This window comes from Actinomadura sp. 3N407, assembly GCF_052245875.1.
Taxonomy (GTDB): Bacteria; Actinomycetota; Actinomycetes; order Streptosporangiales; family Streptosporangiaceae; genus Spirillospora.
The window spans coordinates 185,964-206,799 of sequence record NZ_JBQQBP010000002.1 but is presented as its reverse complement, the minus strand read 5'-3'; the positions used below and the strand labels follow the sequence as shown (position 1 = coordinate 206,799).

Annotated in this window: 25 protein-coding genes; 14 read left to right on the top strand and 11 right to left on the bottom strand. The window is 71.0% G+C overall.

From position 1 onward, the window contains the following. The first annotated feature begins 252 nt into the window (after nt 1-252). From ACTWPP_RS05060 to trxA, 3 genes are all read left to right on the top strand, one after another. Nucleotides 253-1,626, top strand: a complete 1,374-nt coding sequence (locus ACTWPP_RS05060) for a carbohydrate-binding protein (RefSeq protein WP_443102895.1) — start codon at nt 253-255, stop codon at nt 1,624-1,626. 116 nt (nt 1,627-1,742) lie between these two features. Next, complete coding sequence (locus ACTWPP_RS05055; protein ID WP_443102894.1) at nt 1,743-2,267, top strand: MerR family transcriptional regulator; 525 nt, start codon at nt 1,743-1,745, stop codon at nt 2,265-2,267. Beyond that, nucleotides 2,149-2,463: a thioredoxin gene (trxA, locus tag ACTWPP_RS05050; RefSeq protein ID WP_443102893.1), complete on the top strand. Its 315-nt coding sequence runs from the start codon at nt 2,149-2,151 to the stop codon at nt 2,461-2,463. The genes ACTWPP_RS05055 and trxA overlap by 119 nt, the downstream gene beginning before the upstream one ends. A 123-nt stretch (nt 2,464-2,586) precedes the next feature. Here the strand turns inward: trxA and ACTWPP_RS05045 are convergent, their stop codons facing one another. Further along, nucleotides 2,587-2,952, bottom strand: coding sequence for an Mth938-like domain-containing protein (locus ACTWPP_RS05045; protein WP_443102892.1), 366 nt, complete (start codon nt 2,950-2,952; stop codon nt 2,587-2,589). Between the two features lie 11 nt (nt 2,953-2,963). Continuing rightward, nucleotides 2,964-3,797, bottom strand: coding sequence for a phosphoribosylaminoimidazolesuccinocarboxamide synthase (locus ACTWPP_RS05040; RefSeq protein ID WP_443102891.1), 834 nt, complete (start codon nt 3,795-3,797; stop codon nt 2,964-2,966). A gap of 150 nt (nt 3,798-3,947) precedes the next feature. Between ACTWPP_RS05040 and ACTWPP_RS05035 the strand changes: the two genes are divergently transcribed. Next, a complete protein-coding gene (locus tag ACTWPP_RS05035; protein WP_443102890.1) occupies nt 3,948-4,304 on the top strand; it encodes a DUF3140 domain-containing protein in 357 nt (118 codons plus the stop codon). A gap of 12 nt (nt 4,305-4,316) precedes the next feature. After that, complete coding sequence (locus tag ACTWPP_RS05030) at nt 4,317-4,508, top strand: hypothetical protein (RefSeq protein ID WP_443102889.1); 192 nt, start codon at nt 4,317-4,319, stop codon at nt 4,506-4,508. A 122-nt stretch (nt 4,509-4,630) separates the two neighbouring features. On the opposite strand, the gene ACTWPP_RS05025 is transcribed toward ACTWPP_RS05030, so the two are convergent. The 4 genes from ACTWPP_RS05025 to ACTWPP_RS05010 all read right to left on the bottom strand — a co-directional run bounded on the left by ACTWPP_RS05025 (nt 4,631) and on the right by ACTWPP_RS05010 (nt 8,031). Beyond that, a complete protein-coding gene (locus tag ACTWPP_RS05025) occupies nt 4,631-4,837 on the bottom strand; it encodes a hypothetical protein (protein ID WP_443102888.1) in 207 nt (68 codons plus the stop codon). 58 nt (nt 4,838-4,895) lie between these two features. Then, the gene (locus ACTWPP_RS05020) at nt 4,896-5,447 is read right to left on the bottom strand and encodes a hemerythrin domain-containing protein (RefSeq protein WP_443102887.1); all 552 of its coding nucleotides are present in this window, start codon (nt 5,445-5,447) and stop codon (nt 4,896-4,898) included. A 203-nt stretch (nt 5,448-5,650) separates the two neighbouring features. Beyond that, on the bottom strand, nt 5,651-6,520 hold the full coding sequence (locus ACTWPP_RS05015) for an arylamine N-acetyltransferase family protein (RefSeq protein ID WP_443102886.1): 870 nt from the start codon (nt 6,518-6,520) through the stop codon (nt 5,651-5,653). Nucleotides 6,521-6,633: 113 nt separating this feature from the next. Further along, entirely contained in the window at nt 6,634-8,031 is a 1,398-nt protein-coding gene (locus ACTWPP_RS05010; RefSeq protein ID WP_443102885.1) for a sensor histidine kinase, read from the bottom strand. Nucleotides 8,032-8,362: 331 nt separating this feature from the next. Between ACTWPP_RS05010 and ACTWPP_RS05005 the strand changes: the two genes are divergently transcribed. Next, nucleotides 8,363-8,944 carry an ATP-binding protein gene (locus ACTWPP_RS05005; RefSeq protein ID WP_443102884.1) on the top strand — a complete coding sequence of 194 codons (582 nt, stop codon included), beginning with the start codon at nt 8,363-8,365 and terminating at the stop codon, nt 8,942-8,944. On the opposite strand, the gene ACTWPP_RS05000 is transcribed toward ACTWPP_RS05005, so the two are convergent. Then, nucleotides 8,928-9,080, bottom strand: a complete 153-nt coding sequence (locus ACTWPP_RS05000; protein ID WP_443102883.1) for a hypothetical protein — start codon at nt 9,078-9,080, stop codon at nt 8,928-8,930. The two genes, ACTWPP_RS05005 and ACTWPP_RS05000, sit on opposite strands and share 17 nt — an antisense overlap. Before the next feature lie 390 nt (nt 9,081-9,470). Here ACTWPP_RS05000 and ACTWPP_RS04995 point away from each other — a divergent pair, with 390 nt between their 5' ends. The 3 genes from ACTWPP_RS04995 (at nt 9,471) to ACTWPP_RS04985 (ending at nt 12,963) form a co-directional block, all read left to right on the top strand. Continuing rightward, nucleotides 9,471-10,073 carry a DJ-1/PfpI family protein gene (locus tag ACTWPP_RS04995; protein WP_443102882.1) on the top strand — a complete coding sequence of 201 codons (603 nt, stop codon included), beginning with the start codon at nt 9,471-9,473 and terminating at the stop codon, nt 10,071-10,073. A 59-nt stretch (nt 10,074-10,132) separates the two neighbouring features. Beyond that, the gene (locus tag ACTWPP_RS04990; RefSeq protein WP_443102881.1) at nt 10,133-11,269 is read left to right on the top strand and encodes a hypothetical protein; all 1,137 of its coding nucleotides are present in this window, start codon (nt 10,133-10,135) and stop codon (nt 11,267-11,269) included. Between the two features lie 77 nt (nt 11,270-11,346). Further along, complete coding sequence (locus ACTWPP_RS04985; RefSeq protein ID WP_443102880.1) at nt 11,347-12,963, top strand: CocE/NonD family hydrolase; 1,617 nt, start codon at nt 11,347-11,349, stop codon at nt 12,961-12,963. A gap of 36 nt (nt 12,964-12,999) precedes the next feature. On the opposite strand, the gene def is transcribed toward ACTWPP_RS04985, so the two are convergent. Next, complete coding sequence (def, locus tag ACTWPP_RS04980) at nt 13,000-13,539, bottom strand: peptide deformylase (protein WP_443102879.1); 540 nt, start codon at nt 13,537-13,539, stop codon at nt 13,000-13,002. 437 nt (nt 13,540-13,976) lie between these two features. Between def and ACTWPP_RS04975 the strand changes: the two genes are divergently transcribed. Then, a complete protein-coding gene (locus tag ACTWPP_RS04975; protein ID WP_443102878.1) occupies nt 13,977-14,897 on the top strand; it encodes an alpha/beta hydrolase family protein in 921 nt (306 codons plus the stop codon). 105 nt (nt 14,898-15,002) lie between these two features. On the opposite strand, the gene ACTWPP_RS04970 is transcribed toward ACTWPP_RS04975, so the two are convergent. Both ACTWPP_RS04970 and ACTWPP_RS04965 read right to left on the bottom strand, forming a co-directional pair. Then, a complete protein-coding gene (locus ACTWPP_RS04970; RefSeq protein WP_443102877.1) occupies nt 15,003-16,229 on the bottom strand; it encodes a PucR family transcriptional regulator in 1,227 nt (408 codons plus the stop codon). A 216-nt stretch (nt 16,230-16,445) separates the two neighbouring features. Beyond that, nucleotides 16,446-16,862, bottom strand: coding sequence for a MarR family winged helix-turn-helix transcriptional regulator (locus tag ACTWPP_RS04965; RefSeq protein WP_443102876.1), 417 nt, complete (start codon nt 16,860-16,862; stop codon nt 16,446-16,448). Nucleotides 16,863-16,947: 85 nt separating this feature from the next. On the opposite strand from ACTWPP_RS04965, the gene ACTWPP_RS04960 reads away from it, so the two are divergent. The 3 genes from ACTWPP_RS04960 to ACTWPP_RS04950 all read left to right on the top strand — a co-directional run bounded on the left by ACTWPP_RS04960 (nt 16,948) and on the right by ACTWPP_RS04950 (nt 20,177). After that, nucleotides 16,948-18,873: an ABC transporter transmembrane domain-containing protein gene (locus tag ACTWPP_RS04960; RefSeq protein WP_443102875.1), complete on the top strand. Its 1,926-nt coding sequence runs from the start codon at nt 16,948-16,950 to the stop codon at nt 18,871-18,873. A gap of 218 nt (nt 18,874-19,091) precedes the next feature. Continuing rightward, nucleotides 19,092-19,367 carry a hypothetical protein gene (locus tag ACTWPP_RS04955; RefSeq protein WP_443102874.1) on the top strand — a complete coding sequence of 92 codons (276 nt, stop codon included), beginning with the start codon at nt 19,092-19,094 and terminating at the stop codon, nt 19,365-19,367. A 9-nt stretch (nt 19,368-19,376) separates the two neighbouring features. Next, the gene (locus tag ACTWPP_RS04950; RefSeq protein WP_443102873.1) at nt 19,377-20,177 is read left to right on the top strand and encodes a hypothetical protein; all 801 of its coding nucleotides are present in this window, start codon (nt 19,377-19,379) and stop codon (nt 20,175-20,177) included. 65 nt (nt 20,178-20,242) lie between these two features. Here ACTWPP_RS04950 and ACTWPP_RS04945 read toward each other — a convergent pair whose 3' ends face one another. Further along, the gene (locus tag ACTWPP_RS04945) at nt 20,243-20,440 is read right to left on the bottom strand and encodes a hypothetical protein (protein ID WP_443102872.1); all 198 of its coding nucleotides are present in this window, start codon (nt 20,438-20,440) and stop codon (nt 20,243-20,245) included. An 85-nt stretch (nt 20,441-20,525) separates the two neighbouring features. On the opposite strand from ACTWPP_RS04945, the gene ACTWPP_RS04940 reads away from it, so the two are divergent. Then, nucleotides 20,526-20,834, top strand: a complete 309-nt coding sequence (locus ACTWPP_RS04940; protein WP_443102871.1) for a hypothetical protein — start codon at nt 20,526-20,528, stop codon at nt 20,832-20,834. The last annotated feature ends 2 nt before the right edge of the window (nt 20,835-20,836 follow it).

Here is a 20,836-nt window from a genome sequence, read left to right as displayed (position 1 = left end):
ATTGCCCAGTCCGAGACCTCCGGAGACACCGGGGACGTAACGAAATGCCACAGAATCGGGAGGTGGCGGGCCCCATCACGCCGCGTGGCCCCCGGACCCCGTCACAGAGGGCTTCCGGGGGAATGGGCGGCGCGGTTACTCTGCTACTGGCGTCCACGCCGGTTATGCGCCTTGCGCCTGGGAGGGTCCCGCCCGCGGGACTCGTATGGCTCTGCGCCGGCTCCTCTGTGTCCCGTTCTGCCGAGGAGTCCCGTGAAACTGAAGCACAAGCGCGTGAACGCCGAGCGTCGGCGATGGCCGGCGGCCGTCGCCGCCCTGACCTCGGCCGCCCTGGCGGTCGTCCTGTCGGTCGGCGCACTGGTCGTGTTCAGCGCGCCGTCGTCCGCCCAGCCCACGTCCCTGGTCGCCTGCACCTTCCCGGCCTGGGCGGAGGGGAACGCCTACGCGGTCGGTGACGAGGTCGCCTACAGCGGCCGAGGGTACGAGGCCATCGTCGCCCACACCGCACACCCGGGCGCCGGCTGGAACCCGGCCGCCACCCCGACGCTGTGGCGTGACCTCGGCGCCTGCGACGGCTCCCAACCGCCCACCACCCCGCCGACCCCGCCACCCACGACGCCCCCGACCACCCCGCCCACGACCCCGCCCACGACGCCGCCCCCCGGTGACGAGACCTGCCCGGTGAAGCCGAAGCCCGCCGGCAAGGTGCTGCAGGGCTACTGGGAGAACTGGGACGGCGCGTCCAACGGCGTCCACCCGCCGTTCGGCTGGACCCCGATCGACAACCCCGTGATCAGGCAGCACGGCTACAACGTGATCAACGCGGCGTTCCCCGTCATCCGCTCCGACGGCACCGTCCTGTGGGAGGACGGCATGGACCGGACGGTGCAGGTCGCCACCCCGGCGGAGATGTGCGCGGCCAAGGCGGCCGGCGCCACCATCCTGATGTCGATCGGCGGCGCGACCGCCGGCATCGACCTCAGCTCCAGCTCCGTCGCGGACCGGTTCGTCGAGACGGTCGTGCCGATCCTGAAGAAGTACAACTTCGACGGCATCGACATCGACATCGAGACGGGCCTGACGGGCAGCGGCGACATCGGTCAGCTGTCCGCGTCGCAGGCCAACCTGATCCGCATCATCGACGGTGTGCTCGCCCGGATGCCGTCCAACTTCGGGCTCACGATGGCGCCCGAGACCGCGTACGTCACCGGCGGCAGCGTCGTCTACGGCTCGATCTGGGGCGCCTACCTGCCGATCATCAAGAAGTACGCGGACAACGGCCGGCTGTGGTGGCTCAACATGCAGTACTACAACGGCAGCATGTACGGCTGCTCCGGCGACTCCTACTCCGCCGGGACCGTCCAAGGCTTCGTCGCGCAGACCGACTGCCTGAACGACGGCCTCGTCATCCAGGGCACCACCATCCGGGTGCCCTACGACAAGCAGGTGCCGGGCCTGCCCGCACAGCCGGGCGCCGGCGGCGGCCACATGTCGACGGGCCTGGTCGCCCAGGCCTGGAACCACTACAACGGCCGGCTGAAAGGCCTGATGACCTGGTCCATCAACTGGGACGGGTCGAAGGGCTGGACGTTCGGCGACAACGTCCGCGCCCTCCAGGGCCGCTGACGTTCCCGGCACGGGCCCGGCGGGATGCCGCCGGGCCCGTCCCGCGAACCGGGCTTGACCTTCACGCCGGTGTCAAGGAGTAGCGTCGCAATCGGCCATGAGACGAGGAGGGCCGGATGCGGATCGGGGAACTGGCGGCGCGGGCGGGGGTGAGCACGCGCACGCTGCGCTACTACGAGGAGCAGGGGCTGCTGCCGGCGCGGCGCGCGGCCAACGGCTACCGGCAGTACGAGGAAGCCGACGTGCGGCTCGTCTCGGAGATCCGCTCCCTGCTGGCGGCCGGTTTCACGCTGGACGACACCCGCCCGTTCGTCGACTGCCTGCGCGCGGGACACGACGACGGCGCCGCCTGCCCGGAATCGGTCGCGGTCTACCAGCGCAAGCTCACCGAGATCGACACCGAGATCCGCACCCTCATCCGGCGACGGGCCGAAGTGGCGGACCAACTGGCGCGGGCTTGCCCAGGCTGTGTCCTTTCCCCGGGCACGTCCGCGCCGTCATCGGACTTCCCGGAGGCGACGAATGCTCACCCTCACGACAGAGAACTTCGACGATCGAGTTCTCCGCGCCGGCACGCCGGTACTGGTCGAATTCTGGGCGGACTGGTGTCCCCCCTGCAAAATGATCGCGCCGATCCTTGAGGAGATCGAGGCGGAGTACGGCGACCGCCTGACGGTGGCCAAGCTCAACGGCGACGACCACCCGGAGATCGTGGCGCGGTACGGCGTCATGGGTTTCCCCACCATCAACCTCTACCGGGACGGCGAGGTCGTCCGGCAGATCGTCGGCGCGAAGCCCAAACGCCGCCTCCTCGCCGACCTGAACGGCCTCTTCTGAACCGATGCCGCCACGCGGATCGGGGGCGGCCCCAGCGCCGGGGGGCCTCGGGCACGGCTTCCCGGGCCTAGGATCGATCCGCTCCTCGACGCGATCCGCTCCTCGAGGGGAGCGGGCGGACGATCAGCAGGTCGAGTGGAAGAGGCCGCCGACCGGGGTGGTTTCGAGCAGGGTGTTGTAGAGCGCCACGGCTGCGGTCGTTTCCTCGATGTGCACTTCGGTCCCGCTGTCTTCCAGGAGCTTCAGGGTCTCGGGCATGGTCTGCAGGCGCAGCTCCATGCCGCGGCTGAGCACGATCACCGTGCAGCCGTGATCGAGAAGTTCCCGGACGTCGGCGGGCTGGATCCCCGGGGAGTGACGGGTGCCGGTCTCGGACCAGTCCCAGGGGCGGCCGCCGCCCGGATACAGCTTGAAGTCCTTGCCGGGCGGGAGGCCTTCGACCTCCATGCGCCCCCATGAGATGTGGGTGATCGGTGGTGATGTGGCCATCAGAGGGCTCCTCAGGACTGCCAGGGGCGGCCGGTCAGGCGTTCGTAGACGTCGATGTAGCGGGCGCGGGTGGCGTCCACGACGTCCTGGGGGATGGCGGGGCCGGGAGGGGTGCGGTCCCAGTCGAGGGTGCTGCTCCAGTCGCGGACGAACTGCTTGTCCAGCGCGTGCTGGGGGCCGCCGGGCCGCCACTGGCCGGCGGGCCAGAAACGTGAGGAGTCCGAGGTCAGGACCTCGTCGCCGAGGGTGAGGGTGCCGTCGGCGGCGCGTCCGAACTCCAGTTTGGTGTCGGCGATGATGATGCCGCGCTCGGCGGCGATGGCCGCGCCGCGCCGGTAGATCTCCAGCGTGACGCCGCGGAGCCGGGCGGCGGTGTCGTCGCCGATCTCGTTCACCACGTCGTCGTAGGTGATGAACTCGTCGTGGCCCTCGGTGGCCTTGGTCGTCGGGGTGAAGATCGGCTCGGGCAGCCTGGACGCCTCGACCAGGCCGTCCGGCAGCGGGATCCCGGAGACGGTGCCGTTCTTCTCGTACTCCTTGAGGCCCAGGCCGGCGAGGTAGCCGCGGGCGATCCACTCGACGGGCAGCATGGTGAGGCGGCGGCAGCGGACGGCCCGTCCCGCCCACTCGTCCGGCACGTCCGTCGCGGACACGATGTGGTTCGGGACGACGTCGGCGAGCTGCTCGAACCACCACAGGGACAGCTGCGTGAGGATCTTCCCCTTGTCGGGGATCAGGGTCGGCAGCACCACGTCGTACACGCTCACCCGGTCGGACGCGACGAGGATCAGTTCGTCCCCGTCCGCATAGACGTCCCTGACCTTGCCCGAGTGGACGAGTTCCATGGTGCTCCCTCAGCTCGCGATCCGTCCGGCCGACCTCGGAGGTCCTGCCCGCAGGAGTCTGGCACAAAAGGCCCCGGCCGCCCCCGGCGAGGTGAATGAGGCGATGGGACACGGGTAGGGCGGGGTTGAACGGCCGACAGGGAGTTATCGATGAACGATCGCATTCCGGCTGAGGCGGAGCTGGCCTGGGAGGACTTCCACCGGCTCGTCAACATGACCTCCGACGAGCTACGGACGTGGCTGCTCACCGACGCCTCGGGGGAGGAGGCGTTCCCGGCCGGTCCGAGCCCGGGTGTTTCCGAACTCGGCGCCCGCGTGGTCGACGTGCTGCGCAAGCGGAAGGTGGACCTGACCGAGGGCGACGCCGAGGTGATGCAGGAGGTCGTGGATTTCGTGGAGGACCGGCTGGAGAACCGTCCGCCGAATGCGGAACGGGACGAGGAGTGGCGTCACGCGCTCATGAGCGTGGGGCACGACCCGCTGCGTCCCGACCCGTCCAGCGCATAGGAGGCGTGCATCATGCCGAACCCGCAGCAGCCCGAGATCCGGCGGTCGGAGCGGACCCAGGTGACGAACGAGCCGGCGCCGGAGGCGACCGACCCGAAGTCGACGCGGGCGAAGGGCCACGCGCACGGCACCGACAAGGGGAACAAGGGCGGCGGCAAGGGCGGCGGAACCCCGCCCGACCAGCAGCCGCCGCATCCCGACTGAGCAGGGGGAGAACGGAAGCCGCCCCGGGGGGCGCCCCGGGGCGGCCTTCGTGTGCGGCGACGAGCTGCCCGACATCGTCGGCGTCACGGTCGGCTCCGACCATGGCGACGACTACGAGTGACCTATTCGGGAATCTCCGTCTGTGAGCTGTAGCCCTCGTCCTCGCCGCCCGGCGTCTCGGCCTCGGCGATCGGCGGGTCGGTGGGGCCGGGCGCGTGCTCGTCCCCGAAGTCGTGATCCTCCTCCTGGGGGGCGTTCCCCTCGGCGCGGCGGTCGGCGAGCGGCTTGTCCTCGTCGCGTTTGTGCCCCTGGGCTTCGTGTTCGCCCATCACCCCTCCTGTGGCCGGCCCGAGCGGCCCGCTCGCGGGCGGGCCGCTTCGGGCGTGTTCAGCGGCGTCCCTTGCCGATGGCGTCGCGGACGCGGTCGACGACGGCCGCGATGGGCCCGGCCATGATGTTCTTGGCGGGCGACTCCACGCCCTGGTGGGGGTGCGTCGGGGCCACCGCCTCGGCGGCGCGGACGGCCTTCGCCATGCCGCGCATCTGCTCGTCGGTGGCCTCCTGGCGCAGGCGCGGGAACTCCTCCCTCTCCTCGTGCGAGGCGTGCGCCTCCAGGTCCTTGTGGAAGTCGGAGAACATCTCCTGGAACTCCGCCGAGTCGGGGTCGAGCCTCTCCAGCCGCGACAGGACGCCCTTGGCCTCGTTCTCCTCCTCCAGCCGCTCGTCCACGATGTGGGAGCCGTCGTCGATGGCGCGGCGGGCGAACGGGTGGACCACCTCTTCCTCCGCGGTCTCGTGGACGGCGAGCAGTTCGCGTAGCCGGTCGAAGGCGGCTCTGCGGGTCTCACCGCTGCTCTTCTCCACCGTGGAGGCGAGGTTGCGGATCTCTTCGTGCTGCGAGAGCAGCAGGTCAACAACGTTCTCGGCCTGTTGGGCCATGGTTTCCTCCTACTGGGTTCTAGCCGGGTGTCCCCTGGCTGGCGGTACCCCGAGGGCGGGCTTCAACCATCGGCGCCGAAGGCGCGGGTGTACGGCGCCGCCGCTGCGCAGTGTGCGGCGGCGGGCGCTGAGTGGGCCGGAACATGCTGCTCAGCGGGCATCTGGGCCGGGATCGGCGGGCTTCCGGACCTGACGCCGGGCGTTCAGCGGCGCAGGAACGTGATGAGGCGGGGCACGTCCTCGGCTTCCAGGACGATGCCGAAATAGGTCGCCAGGGTCTCGGGCAGTTCCTCGGGAGTGAGCGCGCGGGTCTCGGCCGTACCGTCCGGACGGGTGGTGGTCAGCTTCGTCCCGTCCAGCACGTGGAGGGCGTCGGACGAGAACTTCTGCGTGAACGGGCGGGTCGTGAACGGCGAACGCGGGCTGGTCGATACGTAGTGGTTGAGCACATCGAAGTCGATGCGGAACGTCTCGTTCGTGGCGAACGTGTGGCGCTGGACCCATCCGTCCGGGCCGCGCTGGTGCAGTTCCCAGCCGACCGTGACGGGGCTCCATGTGGCGACGGTCCGTCCCTTCTGAAGCCGGAAGCCCCAGCCGTCCTGCTCGACCTCCTCGCCGTCGCGGAACCGCAGAGGCTCCAGCGGCCCGGCGCCGAAACCGACGTCGCACAGCCAGGCGGGCTCGTCCCGCGACCGGCCCGGCGGACGGACGTGCAGCAGCGCGTGCGTGGACGGGCGGGTGCCGCGCGCCCCCAGCGTCACCCGCCCGGACATCGCGGTGACCTCGTACCCCAGCTTCTCCAGGACGGCCGCGAACAGCCGGTTGTGCTCGAAGCAGTAGCCGCCGCGCGGACGTTCCACGAGCTTCGCCTGGACGGCGTCCAGCGACAGGTCGACCGGCCGGCCGAGCATGATCTCCAGGTTCTCGAACGGGATGGTGGTGGTGTGGGCCCGGTGCAGGGCGCGCAGCGTGCCGTCCGTGGGGGCCAGGTCGCCGTCGTGGCCGATCCGCTTCAGATAGGCGGGCAGGTCGATGAGGTCGCCCTGCCACCCGTATCCGAGATCCTCGGTCATGATTTCCTCTCGCCTCGAACCGCGCTCATGCCGGTGCCAACACCGGAATCCGCCGGAATCCTCCCGGTCATCCTCGTGGCGGCCTCCGGGCCCGGCCCGCCGGATGTACCCGGTCAGGCGGCGGGCTGCCGGTCGGCGAGGGGGAGGCGGAGGACGAAGCGGGCGCCGCGGGGGCTGTCGGCGATGCGGAGAGAGCCGCCGTAGACCTCGGCGATCTCGCGGGCGATGGGCAGGCCGAGGCCGGTGCCCTCCGGATCGCGGGTGCGTGACGCAGAAAGCCGGGCGAACCGCTCGAAGACCCGCTCCCGTGACTCCTCCGGGACGCCGGCCCCGTCGTCGAGCACTTCGACGACGGCGTCGGCGCCGGCCCGCGCGACGGTCACCTCGATGCGCGTCTCGGCGTGCCGTTCGGCGTTCGTCAGCAGGTTGTTCAGTACCCGGGCCAGCCGCACCGGGTTCGCCCGGACGGTCACGCCCGACGCCAGGCGCGTCTCTATGGGGACGCGGGGGGAGCGGCGTTCGACCTCGCGGCGGGCGAGGTCGGCGAGGTCGATCCGCTCCACCGGGACCGGGGAGCGGGAGTCGAGCCTGGACAGCTCCAGCAGGTCGATGACGATGTCGTTCAGCCGCCGCGTGTCGTGCAGCGCCGAGCGGACCATCGGCTTCCAGTCGCAGTCGTCCGGCTCCTCCAGCGCGAGTTCCAGCTGCATCTGCAGCCCGGCGATCGGGTTCCGCAGATCGTGGGAGGCGTCGGAGACGAAGCGGCGCTCCCGGACCCTCGCCTCCTCCAGCTGTTCGAGCGTGGTGTTGACGGTCTCGGCGAGGGACTGGATCTCGCCGCCGGTCTGCGGGACGGGCACCCGGTGGCCGAGGCCCTCGGCACTGAACGCCGCCATGCCCGACCGGATCTGGTCGACCGGGACGAACACCCGCCCGATCGTGTACCACGTCCACCAGGCGATCAGGACGAGGAGCCCCGCCGTCACCAGCGCGATGGACAGCGGCAGCACCCACACGTTCAGCAGGCTCGGCAGCGGCGTCGCCGCGACGACCATCACGCCCGGCCCCCACGGCGACGTCCGCACCCGCAGACCGAAGACCCACACGCACTCGTCCAGGAAGTCCGGGCATCTCCTGCCGTCGACGAGCAGCTTGCCGTCCGCCACGGCCCGCTTGGCCAGCGCCGGACGCCCGCGGAGCCCGGGCCCGGCCGCCGCGACCCGGCCCTCCGGGTCCACGATCTGCACCATCGGCGTCTCGCCCGGCCGGGGGGCGAGGACCCGGCCGTCCTTCCCCTGGACGATGTCGTACACGATCCGCTCGACGGTGCGTTCCGACATCCGCCAGACCCTGTTCTCCGTCCAGTCCCGCGCGAGCAGCATCAGCAGGATGAACACCAGTGCCAGGATCAGCGCCGACACCGCCACGGTGATGACCGTCGCGCGCGCCCGCACCGAGAAGAACAGGAGGGCCCGCCAATGGCGGACGCGTTCCCGTCTCTCCGTAGTCACAGCCGATCCCCCGAATTCCGGACGGTCCGATACTTAGAGTGACCGTCCTTAGCTCAGGGTAAGTGATCTGGCTCACGGGCCTCCGCCGCACCCGGTGTGACGGACGTGCCGTCCGCGCCGCCGGGCGGGCGGTGCGATCTGGGGAAACGTTCGCCGGGGCGTGAACGGTAGCCGGGTTCCCGGCCGTACAGCGAGGGTGACGGGCGACTTTCCGGACGCGAAGGGAGCCGTCTCGGTGGGCGTCGAGGACGGGTTGCGAGCTGCTGGTCGGGTCGGCGCTGGAGAAGCGGGCCTCGCGGCCGGCCGGTCCCGGCGACGGGGAGGCGGGGCTGTGGGCGAGGCACGGGACTGCGCGGTGATCGGAGAGATCACGCTGCCGGGGGTGCGGCGGTCCGTCGGGTGTGCTCGGAGCTTCGTCCGGGAGGTCGTGGGCGGCCGCCTCGGACCGGACGGCATGATCCCGGACGGCACGGTCGCGGGCGGCGCGGATGGCACGGTCGCGGGCGGCGCGGTCGCGGGCGGCGCGGATGGCACGGTCGCGGGCGGCGCGGATGGCACGGTCCCGGGCGGCACGGTGCTGGACGACATGGTCATGGTGGCGAGCGAGACGGTCGCCAACGCGATCACGCATACCGCGTCCGGTCGGGAGGGCGGGGAGGTGACGCTCGTCCTTCGGGCCGGGGACGGGGTGTACCGGCTCGAGGTCGCCGACGACGGGGCGGCCGGGGCACGGCCGCACGTCAAGGAGGAGGTGGGCGCGGAGACCGGGCGGGGGATGCGGATCGTGGAGGCGCTCGCGTCCCGCTGGGGGTTCCGCGTCGAGGGTGCCCGGACGGTGGTGTGGGCGGAGTTCCCGGCCCCGGCCGCCGAGGGGCGGGGCCGGGGCCGGGTGCCGCTCAGCGGCCCCGGTTGAGCTGCCGGGTGGGCATCTGCCGGGCGTTGCGCCGGTTGTTCGCGAAATTCGCCGACCTGAAGTCGGGGTTCCTCCGCTTTCCCTTCTTCTTGGACTTGGCGAAGGGATTGGGTTCGGGGTTGTTCAAGGCACGCATGAAGTGAATACCTCCGGGCATGTTTGAATTCGGCCATGAAAGGGCCGATGGAAAAGAGGGTGTGCGGCAAGGCGGCACAGGTCACAGCCGGTGTGATGCGGATGTGGCGGTGGTGCCGAGTGACGGGAGCGGGCCCGGGGACGTTGCCGGCGGGCGGCTCAACCGGAGAAGTATCAAAGCTTCATGGGTAAGAGTTAGCCACAGCTCTTCGATGGTGTCAACCATTAATTTCGGCGGATGAATGGTGATCCGCCGATGGCCGTGCCGTGCGGGTGGAGACCGCCGTCGTTGACGCCGTGACCCGGTCGCGAGGAGCCTGGGGCATGCTCGTCGGCACACGAGCGCCGGGGTCCGGCCACGGAGACCGGTTCACAGGAACGGGGGAGCACCATGACGACGTACGGGCTGCTGGTCTTCGAGGACGCGGAGGAACTGGACTTCGTCGGTCCGTGGGAGGTGTTCACGGCGTCGGCGATGTTGCGCGAGGAAGACGACAGGGCGGTACTGGTCGCCGAGCGGTCCGAGCCTGTGCGCTGTGCCAAGGGGATGCGGGTCGTGCCGGACCATGTCTTGGACGACCACCCGAAGCTGGATGTGCTCCTGGTCCCCGGTGGGCGCGGTGCTAGGGAGACCCAGCCGTTCAACTCGTCCGTCACGGGTTGGATAGCGAAGGTCGCCGAACAGGCCGACTGGGTGACGAGCGTGTGCACCGGCTCGTTCCTGCTGCACGCCGCGGGTCCAGCGAAGGGGCGGAGGGTCGCGACCCACTGGGCGTCGGAGGACTCCCTGGAGGCGCGCGGTGACGTGACCGTCGTCCGGGACGCGCGCTACGTCGTGGACGGCGACCTTGTGACGAGCCAGGGCGTCTCGGCGGGCATCGACATGGCCCTCTGGCTGATCGGGCGTATCCACGGCCGTGACCACGCACGGTCGGTTCGCCGCTACATCCAGTACGAGCCCGCCCCGCCGTATCTTGCTGACGAACCGATGTGATCGGAACGAACATTCCGCCAAACCGGTGATGATCTTCGCTTATCGGCATAATCACCCGAATGGCGATATCGCTCCCGGTGCGGTTCCGCAGCGACGGGGTGCGGGTGGCGGTGGAGACCGATCCCCTGCATGCTCCGTTGCGCGACTTCCTCCTCAACGATCTGGGTGAGGACATCTCCGCGATCGTCCGCGCCCAGGGACGGCTGCGCGGCGACCGGTTCGAGCCATGGGAGGAGCTCTACCGCTACCACCGCCTCGACTTCGACGGAACGATCGTCCACGTGCGCGACGTCGGCGGGTGGGCCTCGTGCGACCTCGACCCCGCCGTCCTGCGGCGGTGCCTGGACGAGTACCTCCAGGAGGTCGGCGCGCTGCGGAGCCGCCGCAGCCTCGAACGGACGCTGGGCGAGGCGCGGTCCGGGGAGCCGGTGGCCACATCGCTGGCCCTCGGCTCCGTCTCCCACCGGACGCGGGGCTGGGGCCTCATCCAGACACCGCGCGCCGTCCTCGAGGACATGGCCGGTCTCACGCCGCACCCGGACGCCTGCCTCCCGCACGGCGTCCTCGGGACCGGCTCAGGTGCGTGCTGGGCGGACCTCGCCGTCCTGGACGAGACGGGAACGCGGCTGCGCGGCGGCACCAAAACGTTCATGCCGCGTGGCATCGACCCAGAACGGCTCATGGCCGAACTGGGCAACGCCATGCCGCAGGCCCGGTTCCTCACGGCCGTTCCGGGAGCGTGGTGCGGCTATGTCGCGGGCGTCCCGGTGCACGGCTACATCGACCCGGACGCGGTACTGCGCCTCCCCTGCCAGCCGATCGCGGTCGGGGGCGTCGTGCAACACGTGAGGGTGTTCTTCCCAGAGCTGGCCGATTCCGGCGTCGATCTGCAGTCTGCCGCGTCGGCCGCGAGTGGATTCACCTCGTCGGTGTACGGGCCACGCCACGTCCTGACCGCGTTCCTGCTCCATGACGTCCAGAGCCACCGCCACCATCTGGAAGTGGTGCGTGCCGCACGTCCGGGCTGGGAGCACACGGGCAACGCCTGCCATCTACGGCTGGACGTTCAGACCGTCCGCCTGGAGCATCTGTGGCTGCCCGGGCACGCCTGCGAGATACCGACGGGCGAGTTCGCCCGCGTCCTTTACGAATACGAACGCCTTCTGGCACCCGAGAGCGGCGAGCGCGCCGGTTAGTGCCGCGCGTCCGCCATGCTGTGACCAGGGGTCAATCCACACCACGGGTTGATCCAAACCACGGGAGGGGGCGTCCGATGGCCGTCTGGGGACGACTCGCGGACCGCCTCCTCGGCCTCCCCGAAGCGCCGGCACCGGACGTCGGGACGGCGCGTGACCTGCGGGTGCCCATGCCGGACGGGGTCACGCTCGTCGCCGACGTGCACCGTCCGCGCGGCGCCGGGCCGCTGCCCGTCGTGCTGATCCGGACCCCGTACGGCAAACGGCAGCCGGTCATCCGGCTGTTCGCGGGGGTGCTCGCGCGGCGCGGCCTCCAGGTCGTCGTCCAGAACGTGCGCGGCGTCCGCGGATCGGGCGGTGAGTTCCGCGCCTTCCACAACGAGAAGGACGACGGCCTCGCGACGCTCAAGTGGCTCCGCGCGCAGCCGTGGTGTGACGGCCGGGTCGCGATGGCCGGGGCGAGCTACCTCGGGTTCACCGAGTGGGCGGTCGCGCCTTACGCGGACCCGCCCCTGGAGGCGCTGGCGCTCGGCATCACCGCGTCCGAATTCGTGAGCTCGTTCTACCCGGGTGGTGCGCTGGCCCTGCACAACACGCTCGTCTGGTCGTCGTCGATGGGCACCCGGGACGACACGAAGCGTCCGCTGCACAGCAGGCGCGTTCGCCGGGCGATGCGGCACCTGCCGGTGGGCGAGGCCGACATCGCCGCGATCGGACGTCCCGAACCGTTCCTGCGCGAGGTCACCGCCCACGCCGAGCCCGGCGACGACTTCTGGAAGGCCACCGACCACAGCGCCGCGGTCCCCGGAACCACAGCGCCCACCACGATGGTGACGGGCTGGTGGGACCTCTTCCTCCGCGGTCAGCTCCGCGACTTCGCCGCCCTCCACGCCGCCGGGCGCCACGTCCGCATCACCATCGGCCCATGGGGACACGACACGAAAGCCCTCCGCGCGACGCTCGCCGACCAGGTGTCCTGGCTCGACGCCCACCTCAACGGCGACATGGCCCGGCTACGCCAATCGCCGGTGAGGCTTCACCTGCAAAAGGCCGACCGCTGGCTGGACTTCGACCAGTGGCCTCCGCCTGAAGCCAAACCCACGCCGCTCCACCTGACCCGAAACCTCTCCTGGGATGAGCCAAGTGAGGCCGACCTCGGGCCCGCCACGTTCACGTACGACCCGCTCGACCCCACACCGACCGTCGGCGGCCCGCTGCTGTCGCCGGGCAAGGGCAGACAGCGCGACAACACCCCGATCGAACGCCGTCACGACGTGGTCTTGTTCACCGGCGCGGCCCTGGACCGCGACCTCGACCTGATCGGGCCGGTCTCGGCGACGGTCCACGTCCGCACGGACACCGGCCACGGCGACCTGTTCATCCGCCTGTGCGACGTCGACCGCGAAGGCGTCTCCAGGAACGTCACGGACGGAATCCTGCGCCTGACACCCGGCCACACCCAACCGGACGGCATCGTCCGGGCGGAGATCGAGATGCATCCGACCGCGTACCGGTTCCTGCGCGGGCACCGGCTCCGCGTCATGCTGGCCGGCGGCGCGTTCCCCCGGTTCGCGCGCAACCACGGCACCGGCGAACCCGCCGGTCAGGCCGTCGCGTCGCACCGCACCCGCTTCGAGGTCTTCCGCGACCCGGCGCGCCCGTCCGCCGTCCATCTCCCCGTGTGGGGTGCCTGAACGTCAACCCATGCAGGGCGTCAACCTGGCAGGGCGTCAACCTGGCAGGGCGTCGGCTTCCGCGCGGAGCGCCTCGAACTCCTTCAGGACCTTCTTGCGCGAACGGGCAGACAGCCGATCGATGTAGAGCCTGCCCTCAAGGTGGTCGGTCTCATGCTGGAGGCAGCGGGCGAGCAGGCCCGTCCCCTCCACCGTGACCGGCCGTCCGGTGACGTCGAAGCCGTGCACGGTCGCATGGTCGGGACGTGCCAGGCGCGCGTGCGGGCCCGGTACGGAAAGGCAACCCTCGTCGTCGTCATCCAGGCGCCGGTTCTCCAGCGCCGGCAACTCCAGGACGGGGTTCACGACGGCCCCCTTGTGCCGCTCACCGTCGTCATCTGGGCAGTCGTAGACGAAGACGCGCAGGTTTACACCGACCTGGTTCGCGGCCAGGCCGACACCTTCCGCCTCGTACATGCTGGCGAACATGTCGTCGGCCAGTTCCCGCAGCGTCGTGTCGAAGTCCTCGACAGGTCGGCAAGGCTGATGCAGGACCGGAGTCCCCACCAGCGTGATCGGTCGCACCTGTCCCGCCATCGCCCGCGCTCCTCCCGGCCCGTCACGTCCTTCTCCCAGGATGGAGCAAAAACGCAACGCCCGCATGAACTCGGAGCGTGTTCTGTTCGTCGCACACCGTGGCCCGCTCGTCGACGCGGGAGGTTCGAAGCCTCGATGCCGCCGCCTCCGGCTCGCTACGTTCGACGCATCCGCTGAACGGTCGGCGCGAGCCGCTTCGGGGGGAGCGGCCGGTCCTTTGTGTGCGCCGGGGCCGACGCGGCGGAACGGGGGGAGAGGGGTCACTTCGGGGGGAGTGACCCCTCCGTCCGTTCCGGGGCATTTGTAAGTTCACTATAAGGCCTGCGGGGAAAAGGCGTCGGCGCGTCAGCAGTAAATGCCGGCCGGGCGTCCCACAATTCTCGGAACCGCGAATTTCTCATCCCTCGCGGTTCGGCTAGTGAAGGGTACGCCCCCCGATGAACAAGCATCTGGCGCACGCGTTCCGAGTGCTCCCCGCGGCCGCCGTGCTGGCCGCGGGCGCCGTCCTGTCCGCCGGAGGCGTGGTATCCGCCCACGCCGCCGCCCCCGAACGTCCCGCCGCAATTCAGCTCGCCGCCAATCCGTATGAGCGCGGCCCCGCGCCGACGGAACGGAGCATCACGGCGGAAAGGGGCCCGTTCGACATCGAGGAGATCGATGTTCCGGCGGGCAGCGGAGACGGGTTCAACCAGGGCACGATCTACGCGCCGACCGACCTGAGCCAGGGCACCTTCGGCGCCATCGCCGTCTCGCCCGGCTTCGTCTCCCCGGAGGCGCTGATCGGCTGGTACGGCCCGCGCCTGGCGTCCCAGGGCTTCGTGGTCATGACCCTGGAGACCAACAGCCTCTTCGACGTGCCCGCCGCCCGCGGTGAGCAGCTCCTCGCCGCGCTCGACTACCTCACCGGCGACAGCAAGGTGAAGGACCGCGTCGACTCCTCCCGCCTCGCCGTCATGGGGCATTCGATGGGGGGAGGCGGGACGCTGGAGGCCGCCGACGACCGCTCGTCACTGCAGGCGGCGATTCCGCTCGCGCCCTGGAACATCAACGGCGACTGGGGGAACGTCCGGGTCCCCACGATGATCATTGCTGCGGACAACGACTTCATCGCCCCGGCCGGCTCGATGGCCGAGCCGTTCTTCGGCAGCCTCACCGCCGCACCCGAGAAGGCGTACCTGGAACTGCGGAACGCCGGGCACATGACGTTCAACTCGCCGCACACCACCATCGCGAAGTACTCCATCGCGTGGATGAAGCGGTTCGTCGACGATGACGCCCGCTACGAGCAGTTCCTCTGCCCCGCCCCCGCGCCGAACGGCGACATCGCCGCATACGCGGGCACCTGCCCCACCGGCTGACCCCCGCCGGTTTCCGGGAACGGTGGTGACGGCCGGCGCGAGGCCGTCACCACCGTTCCTCATGCGCTCCCGCGAGCTCATGCGTTCCCGCGAGCGGGCGGGAACTCACGGGTCGCCGGGAGACAGGCGCCGGTCGCCCGGGTCGAGCCGGACCAGGTAGTGCAGAAGGAGCAGCAGCTCGATGCGGCGGCCGGGGTCGAGCAGGACGCTGCCGAGCGTCTCCTCAAGGCGCCGGATCCGGTACCGGACGGTCTGCTCGTGCACCATGAGCCGTTCCGCGGCCGCCACCGCGTTGTCGCGGTTCTCCATGTACGTCAGCAGCGTCCGCGACAGCGCGTCCCGCCGGTGCGGCGGCAGCCGCATCAGCGGCGCCAGCCGGGAGCCCAGCGCGACGTCGATCAGCTCCTCGCTCTGCGCCGCCACCAGGCTCGGCAGATGGTCGAGGCAGCGCAGCGGCTCCTTGCCGGGCAGCACGCCCCGCTCGACCAGCGCCAGTCCCCGCCGTGCCCAGCGCAGCGACAGCGCGGCGCGGGACGGCGGGACGGTCGGCCCGATCGCCGCCGACCGCGTCCCCTTGATCGCGGCGAACAGCCGGTCCTGCCCGGGGCCGTCCGGGTCGGGGCAGATCAGGTACGGGCCGGGGGCGTGCCAGTCGACGAGGAACGCGGGCGGCAGCACCGGGACGGCCTGCGCCGGGTCCGGGCCGACCGCGACGGCGGCGAGGGTCTTCGGCACCGGCCAGCCGGCCGCCCGCGCCAGTTCCCCGATCGCCTCGGCACTGGCCGGCGGATCCATGATCAGCAGATCGCGGAGCCGCCACCGGAACCGCTCCCGCTCGCCCGCCAGCTCGCCCTGCGCCTGCGCGTAGCCCTGTCCGGCCGCGCTGGCGATGCGCTCCAGGTACACGAACAGCGACTCGGTGATCTTGCCGAGGGTGTCCAGCGACCAGCCGAGCCGCCGCGCGTCCTTGATGAACCGCCGGCAGGCGACCTGCCCGCTGACGCGGATCGCCGACTGCAGGCCGTCCAGGCTGCGCCCCTTGCGGGCCTCGTGCGCGCCGATCCCCTCGAAGATGGCGGTGACGGGCGCCCATTCCATGTCGGGGCGGCCGATGGCGTCCACGAACTGCCGGACGCTCTCCTGCACGGCCCAGCGCATCCGCCGCCCGTAGCGGCTGTCCGGCGGCCGCGCGTACTCGGGCACGAGCGACTGGATCTCCTCGATCATCTCCACCGCCGCCGCCTCCAGGTGGGGGAGCATCGGGTCGGCGAGTTCCACCGGGACACCGGAAAGCGGGAAGTCCGAGGCAGGGGACGAGCTGGTCCGACTCATGGGCGCCCTCCTAGAACACCGACCCCCGAACGTTCTGGACGTCGTCCTGGGTTACCCCAGACCCCCGGGCAACCGCTCTTACAGGCTCGGTCGTGAGGACGCCGCACGATAGGCGCGGACGGAAAGTTTCGGCGCTGCCCGATTATCAACCGGCTGACAGTCTCCGGAGGGCCCCGCATACGTACACGGCGGCTCCGGCACCGGGACCGCCCGCGGTCAGCCGGCCGCCCTGTCGATGACGGTGAGCAGGTCACGAAGGGTTTCGCGTTGCTCGTCCGAGAGCGGCGACAGCACCTCCCGCGCGGCCTCCCGCCGCATCCCGGCCATGCGTTCGCGAACGGCGCGTCCCTCCCCGGTCGGCCGGACGAGCAGGGACCGGCGGCTGGACGGGTCCGGCGCACGGGTCACGAGCCCGGACTCCTCCAGCGCGTCCACGAGCGTCGTCACCGAGCGCGGGACGATGCCGAGATTCTCGGCGAGGTCGACCATGCGCAGCGGTTCCCCGGCGTCGACGAGGGTGCGCAAGGCCCGCGCCTGCGACGGGGTGAGCCCCAGCGGCGCCAGCATCCCGACCTGGTGGTGGCGGATCCGCTTGGACGCGCGCAGGAACAGGTCGGCGAGGTCGTCCTCCATGCGACAGAGCCTAGCTCATAATATGGAGGAATAACTATGAGCCAGGCTCAGTTATCCTTGGATCGACCCCGAGGAGGAGCCGCTCGTGAAGCCCCGAGAACCAACGGAACCCGAAGAACCCCCAGAACTGGCGAAACCCCGAGATCCGACCCGATCCGAGGAGCCGACGCCCGCCGAAGAGCCGGCGCGAACCGAAGAGCCGGACCGGTCCGAGGAGCCGACACCCACCGAAGACCCGGCGCGATCCGGAGACACGGCACAGCTCCGGGAGTTCGACCGCCGGCGCATCCTGCGCCTCTTCCGCCCCTACGGCGGCCGGCTCGCCGTGGTCGGCCTGCTCGTCGGCCTGTCGTCGCTCGTCGCGCTGGCGTCCCCGTTCATGCTGCGCCACATCCTGGACGTCGCGCTGCCGCAGGGCCGGACCGGCCTGCTCACCCTGCTCGCCGCCGGAATGATCGCCGTCGCGGTGGCGACCAGCGTGTTCAGCGTCCTGCAGACCTACATCTCCACCGGCGTCGGCCAGCGGGTCATGCACGACCTGCGCACCGCCGTCTACGCGCACCTCCAGCGGATGCCGCTGGCGTTCTTCACCCGCACCCGCACCGGCGAGGTCCAGTCCCGGATCGCCAACGACATCGGCGGGATGCAGGCGACGGTCACCTCGACCGCGACGTCCCTGGTCTCCAACTTCACCTCCGTCACGGCGACCGTCATCGCGATGGCCGCGCTGGACTGGCGGCTGACCCTCGTCTCCCTCGCCACCCTGCCGTTCTTCGTCTGGATCAGCCGCCGCGTCGGCAACGAACGCCGCAAGATCACCTCCCGCCGGCAGCGGCAGCTCGCCGCGATGTCGGCGATCGTGGAGGAGTCGCTGTCGGTCAGCGGCATCCTGCTCGGCCGCACGATGGGCCGCTCCCCGGCGCTGACCGACCGGTTCGCGGACGAGTCACGCGACCTCGCCGACCTGGAGATCCGCGCCGGCATGGCCGGACGGTGGCGGCAGTCCACGATCCAGATCGTCATGTCGGCGATGCCCGCGCTCACCTACTTGGCCGCCGGGCTCACCGCCGCGCAGGGACGCCCCCTCATCACGATCGGCACCCTCGTCGCGTTCACCACCCTCCAGACGAGCCTGTTCCGGCCGACCGTCCAGCTTCTCCAGACCTCCGTGGACGTGCAGAGCTCGATGGCGCTGTTCGGCCGCATCTTCGAGTACCTGGACCTGAAGCCCGACCTTGAGGAGCCCGCCGAGCCGCGCCCGATGCCGGGCGTCCGCGGCGACGTCCGCTTCGAGCGCGTCGGCTTCTCCTACGAGCCCGGGGCGGACGCGCTGACCGGCATCGACGTGACCGTCCCTGCGGGCACGTCGCTCGCCGTCGTCGGCGAGACCGGATCGGGCAAGACGACGCTCAGCTACCTCGTCCCGCGCCTGTACGACGCCACGTCCGGCCGGGTCACCATCGACGGCGTCGACGTGCGGGACATGGCGTTCGCCGACCTCGCCGCCGCCGTCGGCGTCGTCTCCCAGGAGACGTACCTGTTCCACGCGTCCGTCGCCGACAACCTCCGGTTCGCCAAGCCCGGCGCGACCGACGCCGAACTGCACGCCGCCGCCCGCGCCGCGCAGATCCACGACCACATCAGCGGGCTCCCGGACGGCTACGACACCCTCGTCGGCGAACGCGGATACCGGTTCTCCGGCGGCGAGAAGCAGCGTCTCGCGATCGCCCGCACGATCCTGCGCAACCCGCCGATCCTGGTGCTGGACGAGGCCACCAGCGCACTCGACACGCGGACCGAGCACGCCGTCCAGTCGGCCGTCGACGCGCTCGCCGAGGGACGCACGACGATCACCATCGCGCACCGGCTGTCGACCGTCCGCGACGCCGACCAGATCATCGTCCTCGACCACGGGCGCGTCGCCGAACACGGCACGCACGACGAACTTCTCGCGCTCGGCGGCCGCTACGCCGCGCTCGTCTCCCGGGACGAGACGCTCACCGCCGCCTGAAACGCGATCTCCACCGCGGGGCACAACCGGAATTCTTCGTAAAGGAATTCCCGGGCTCGTCCAAACGGAATTGTCGACCGGCCAATGGGGAGAAGATCAGCCGGCCGGTGCGGGATGTTTCCGGCGTAACGGCAATGGCGTACCCGAACGGACCGCGCCGCGAAAACTTGACGCGGCGGAAGTCGACTTCCGGGCCTGGCTGCGGAATGGTCTCCCCCATGTATTCACGAATTCGAGCCGCCGGGACGTCTGGGCCCACCGGATGGCTCCTGGCCTTTCTCGGCGCACGCGAGCAGGCGATGCGCACCCACACCGGACTCGCCGCCGGCCCCGCGGAATGGCTGCTGGTCTTCCTGGAGGTCGAGCGCGCCGAACTCGCCTCCCGGCAGCGCCCCGAGCGCCCCGAGCGCCCCGAACGCGCCGCGCCCCTGCTGTCGCGGCGCGGCAGGCCCGAGGAGTCCCCGTTCGGCCGGCTGACCGCCCGCAGCGCGTAGAGGAAGGTCATGACCATCGAGATGCTTATCGCCGCCCTGATCGGCGGCGCGATCGGCCTCGCCGAACTCGTCGCGCGCTACCGCGACAAGCCGTTCGCCGCCATGCTTTCACCGGGCGGGCTGCTGTTCCTCTTCGTCAACGCCAGCGCGGCGATCGTCGCGCTGATCGCGGTGACCGCCTCCGGCTGGACGTTCGGCCTGCCCGTCACCACGCCCCCGGCGAGCCTGGCGGTAATCCAGGTGATCACCGCCGGGGTCGGCTCCGCGGCCGTCCTGCGCATGTCGTTCGGCCCCGCCCAGAGCAGGGCGATCGGCACCGGCCCCATCGCCCTCCTCAACGGCATCCTCCGGATCGCCGACGGCGAGCTGGAACGCAAACGCGCGCTCAGCAGGCTGTCGCACAACGACCTGTCGGGGCTGTCGTTCGAACGCGACCACGCTGCCCTCGCCGAACTGTGCTGCCACCTCATGCGGGAGTTCGAGCTGTCGGAGGCGCAGCGGCTCGGCGGGCTCGCCGCCGAACTCAGCCACCGCGACGACCTCACCGACGCCGACAAGCTGGACTGCTGGGGCCTGGAGCTGACCCGGCTGGTCGGCGAGCGCGCCCTCAGGCAGGCCGCGCGGCGGCTGCGGGACCGTCCGCGCGAGGAGCCCCGCCCGGCCGCGTCCGACGAACGGTCGGCCTCCCCGGTGCCCGACACCGAGTACGCCACGGAGACCGCCCCGCCGCGCCCGCCCGTCGCCAAGACCTCCCGCCTCGCCGCGAGCACCAACGGCAGGACGGAACGCAAGTCGTTCAGCGATGCCTGAAACTGCGTGAAATACCGGTGCGCCCCCCGGCGGGTGCACCGGTATTTTGCTGACCTCGTCCCGTGCTATTTCGGCCGGACGGGCATTGGCGGGACGCTTTCGGCGGCGCCCTGTTCCTCCAGGGCCGCGGCGATGCGGTGCAGCGCCTCCGCCATCGAGACCATCGCCTGCACCTGGGCGGCCGCCATGAGGTTTCGCGGCGAGGGATCGGCGGCCTGTGCCTCCGCGGCCGCGTCACAGGCCTGCTGGCTCCACCAATGCACGCGGCGATCCTATTCGAGCCGGCGAATGCGTCACCCGCCGCCGCGCCGCACGTTACGCAGACCGAAACGGAAAGGCTTTGAAAACGTGAACACCGAACCGCGCGCCGCGCCGCCCGCCGGCCGTCCGGATCCGGCGCTTCCGCGCTGGGCCGTGAAGCCGGTGCGGCAGCTGACCGCCGGAGAACTCGCCGAGGCCCTCGGATACCTCGAACGGAACCGTCCAGACGACGACGTCCTCTGCCGTGCCCTCGCCGGCGAGTTCGCCCGGCGGACCGCCGCCGCCGAGTTCGCCGACCGGACCGCCACCGGCCGCGGGGACGCCACCCGCCGGGCCGCTCCGCCGGGGAACCCTTCCGCAGCCGATCCCGGCGGCGCCCGCCGTCCCGGTCCGTGACC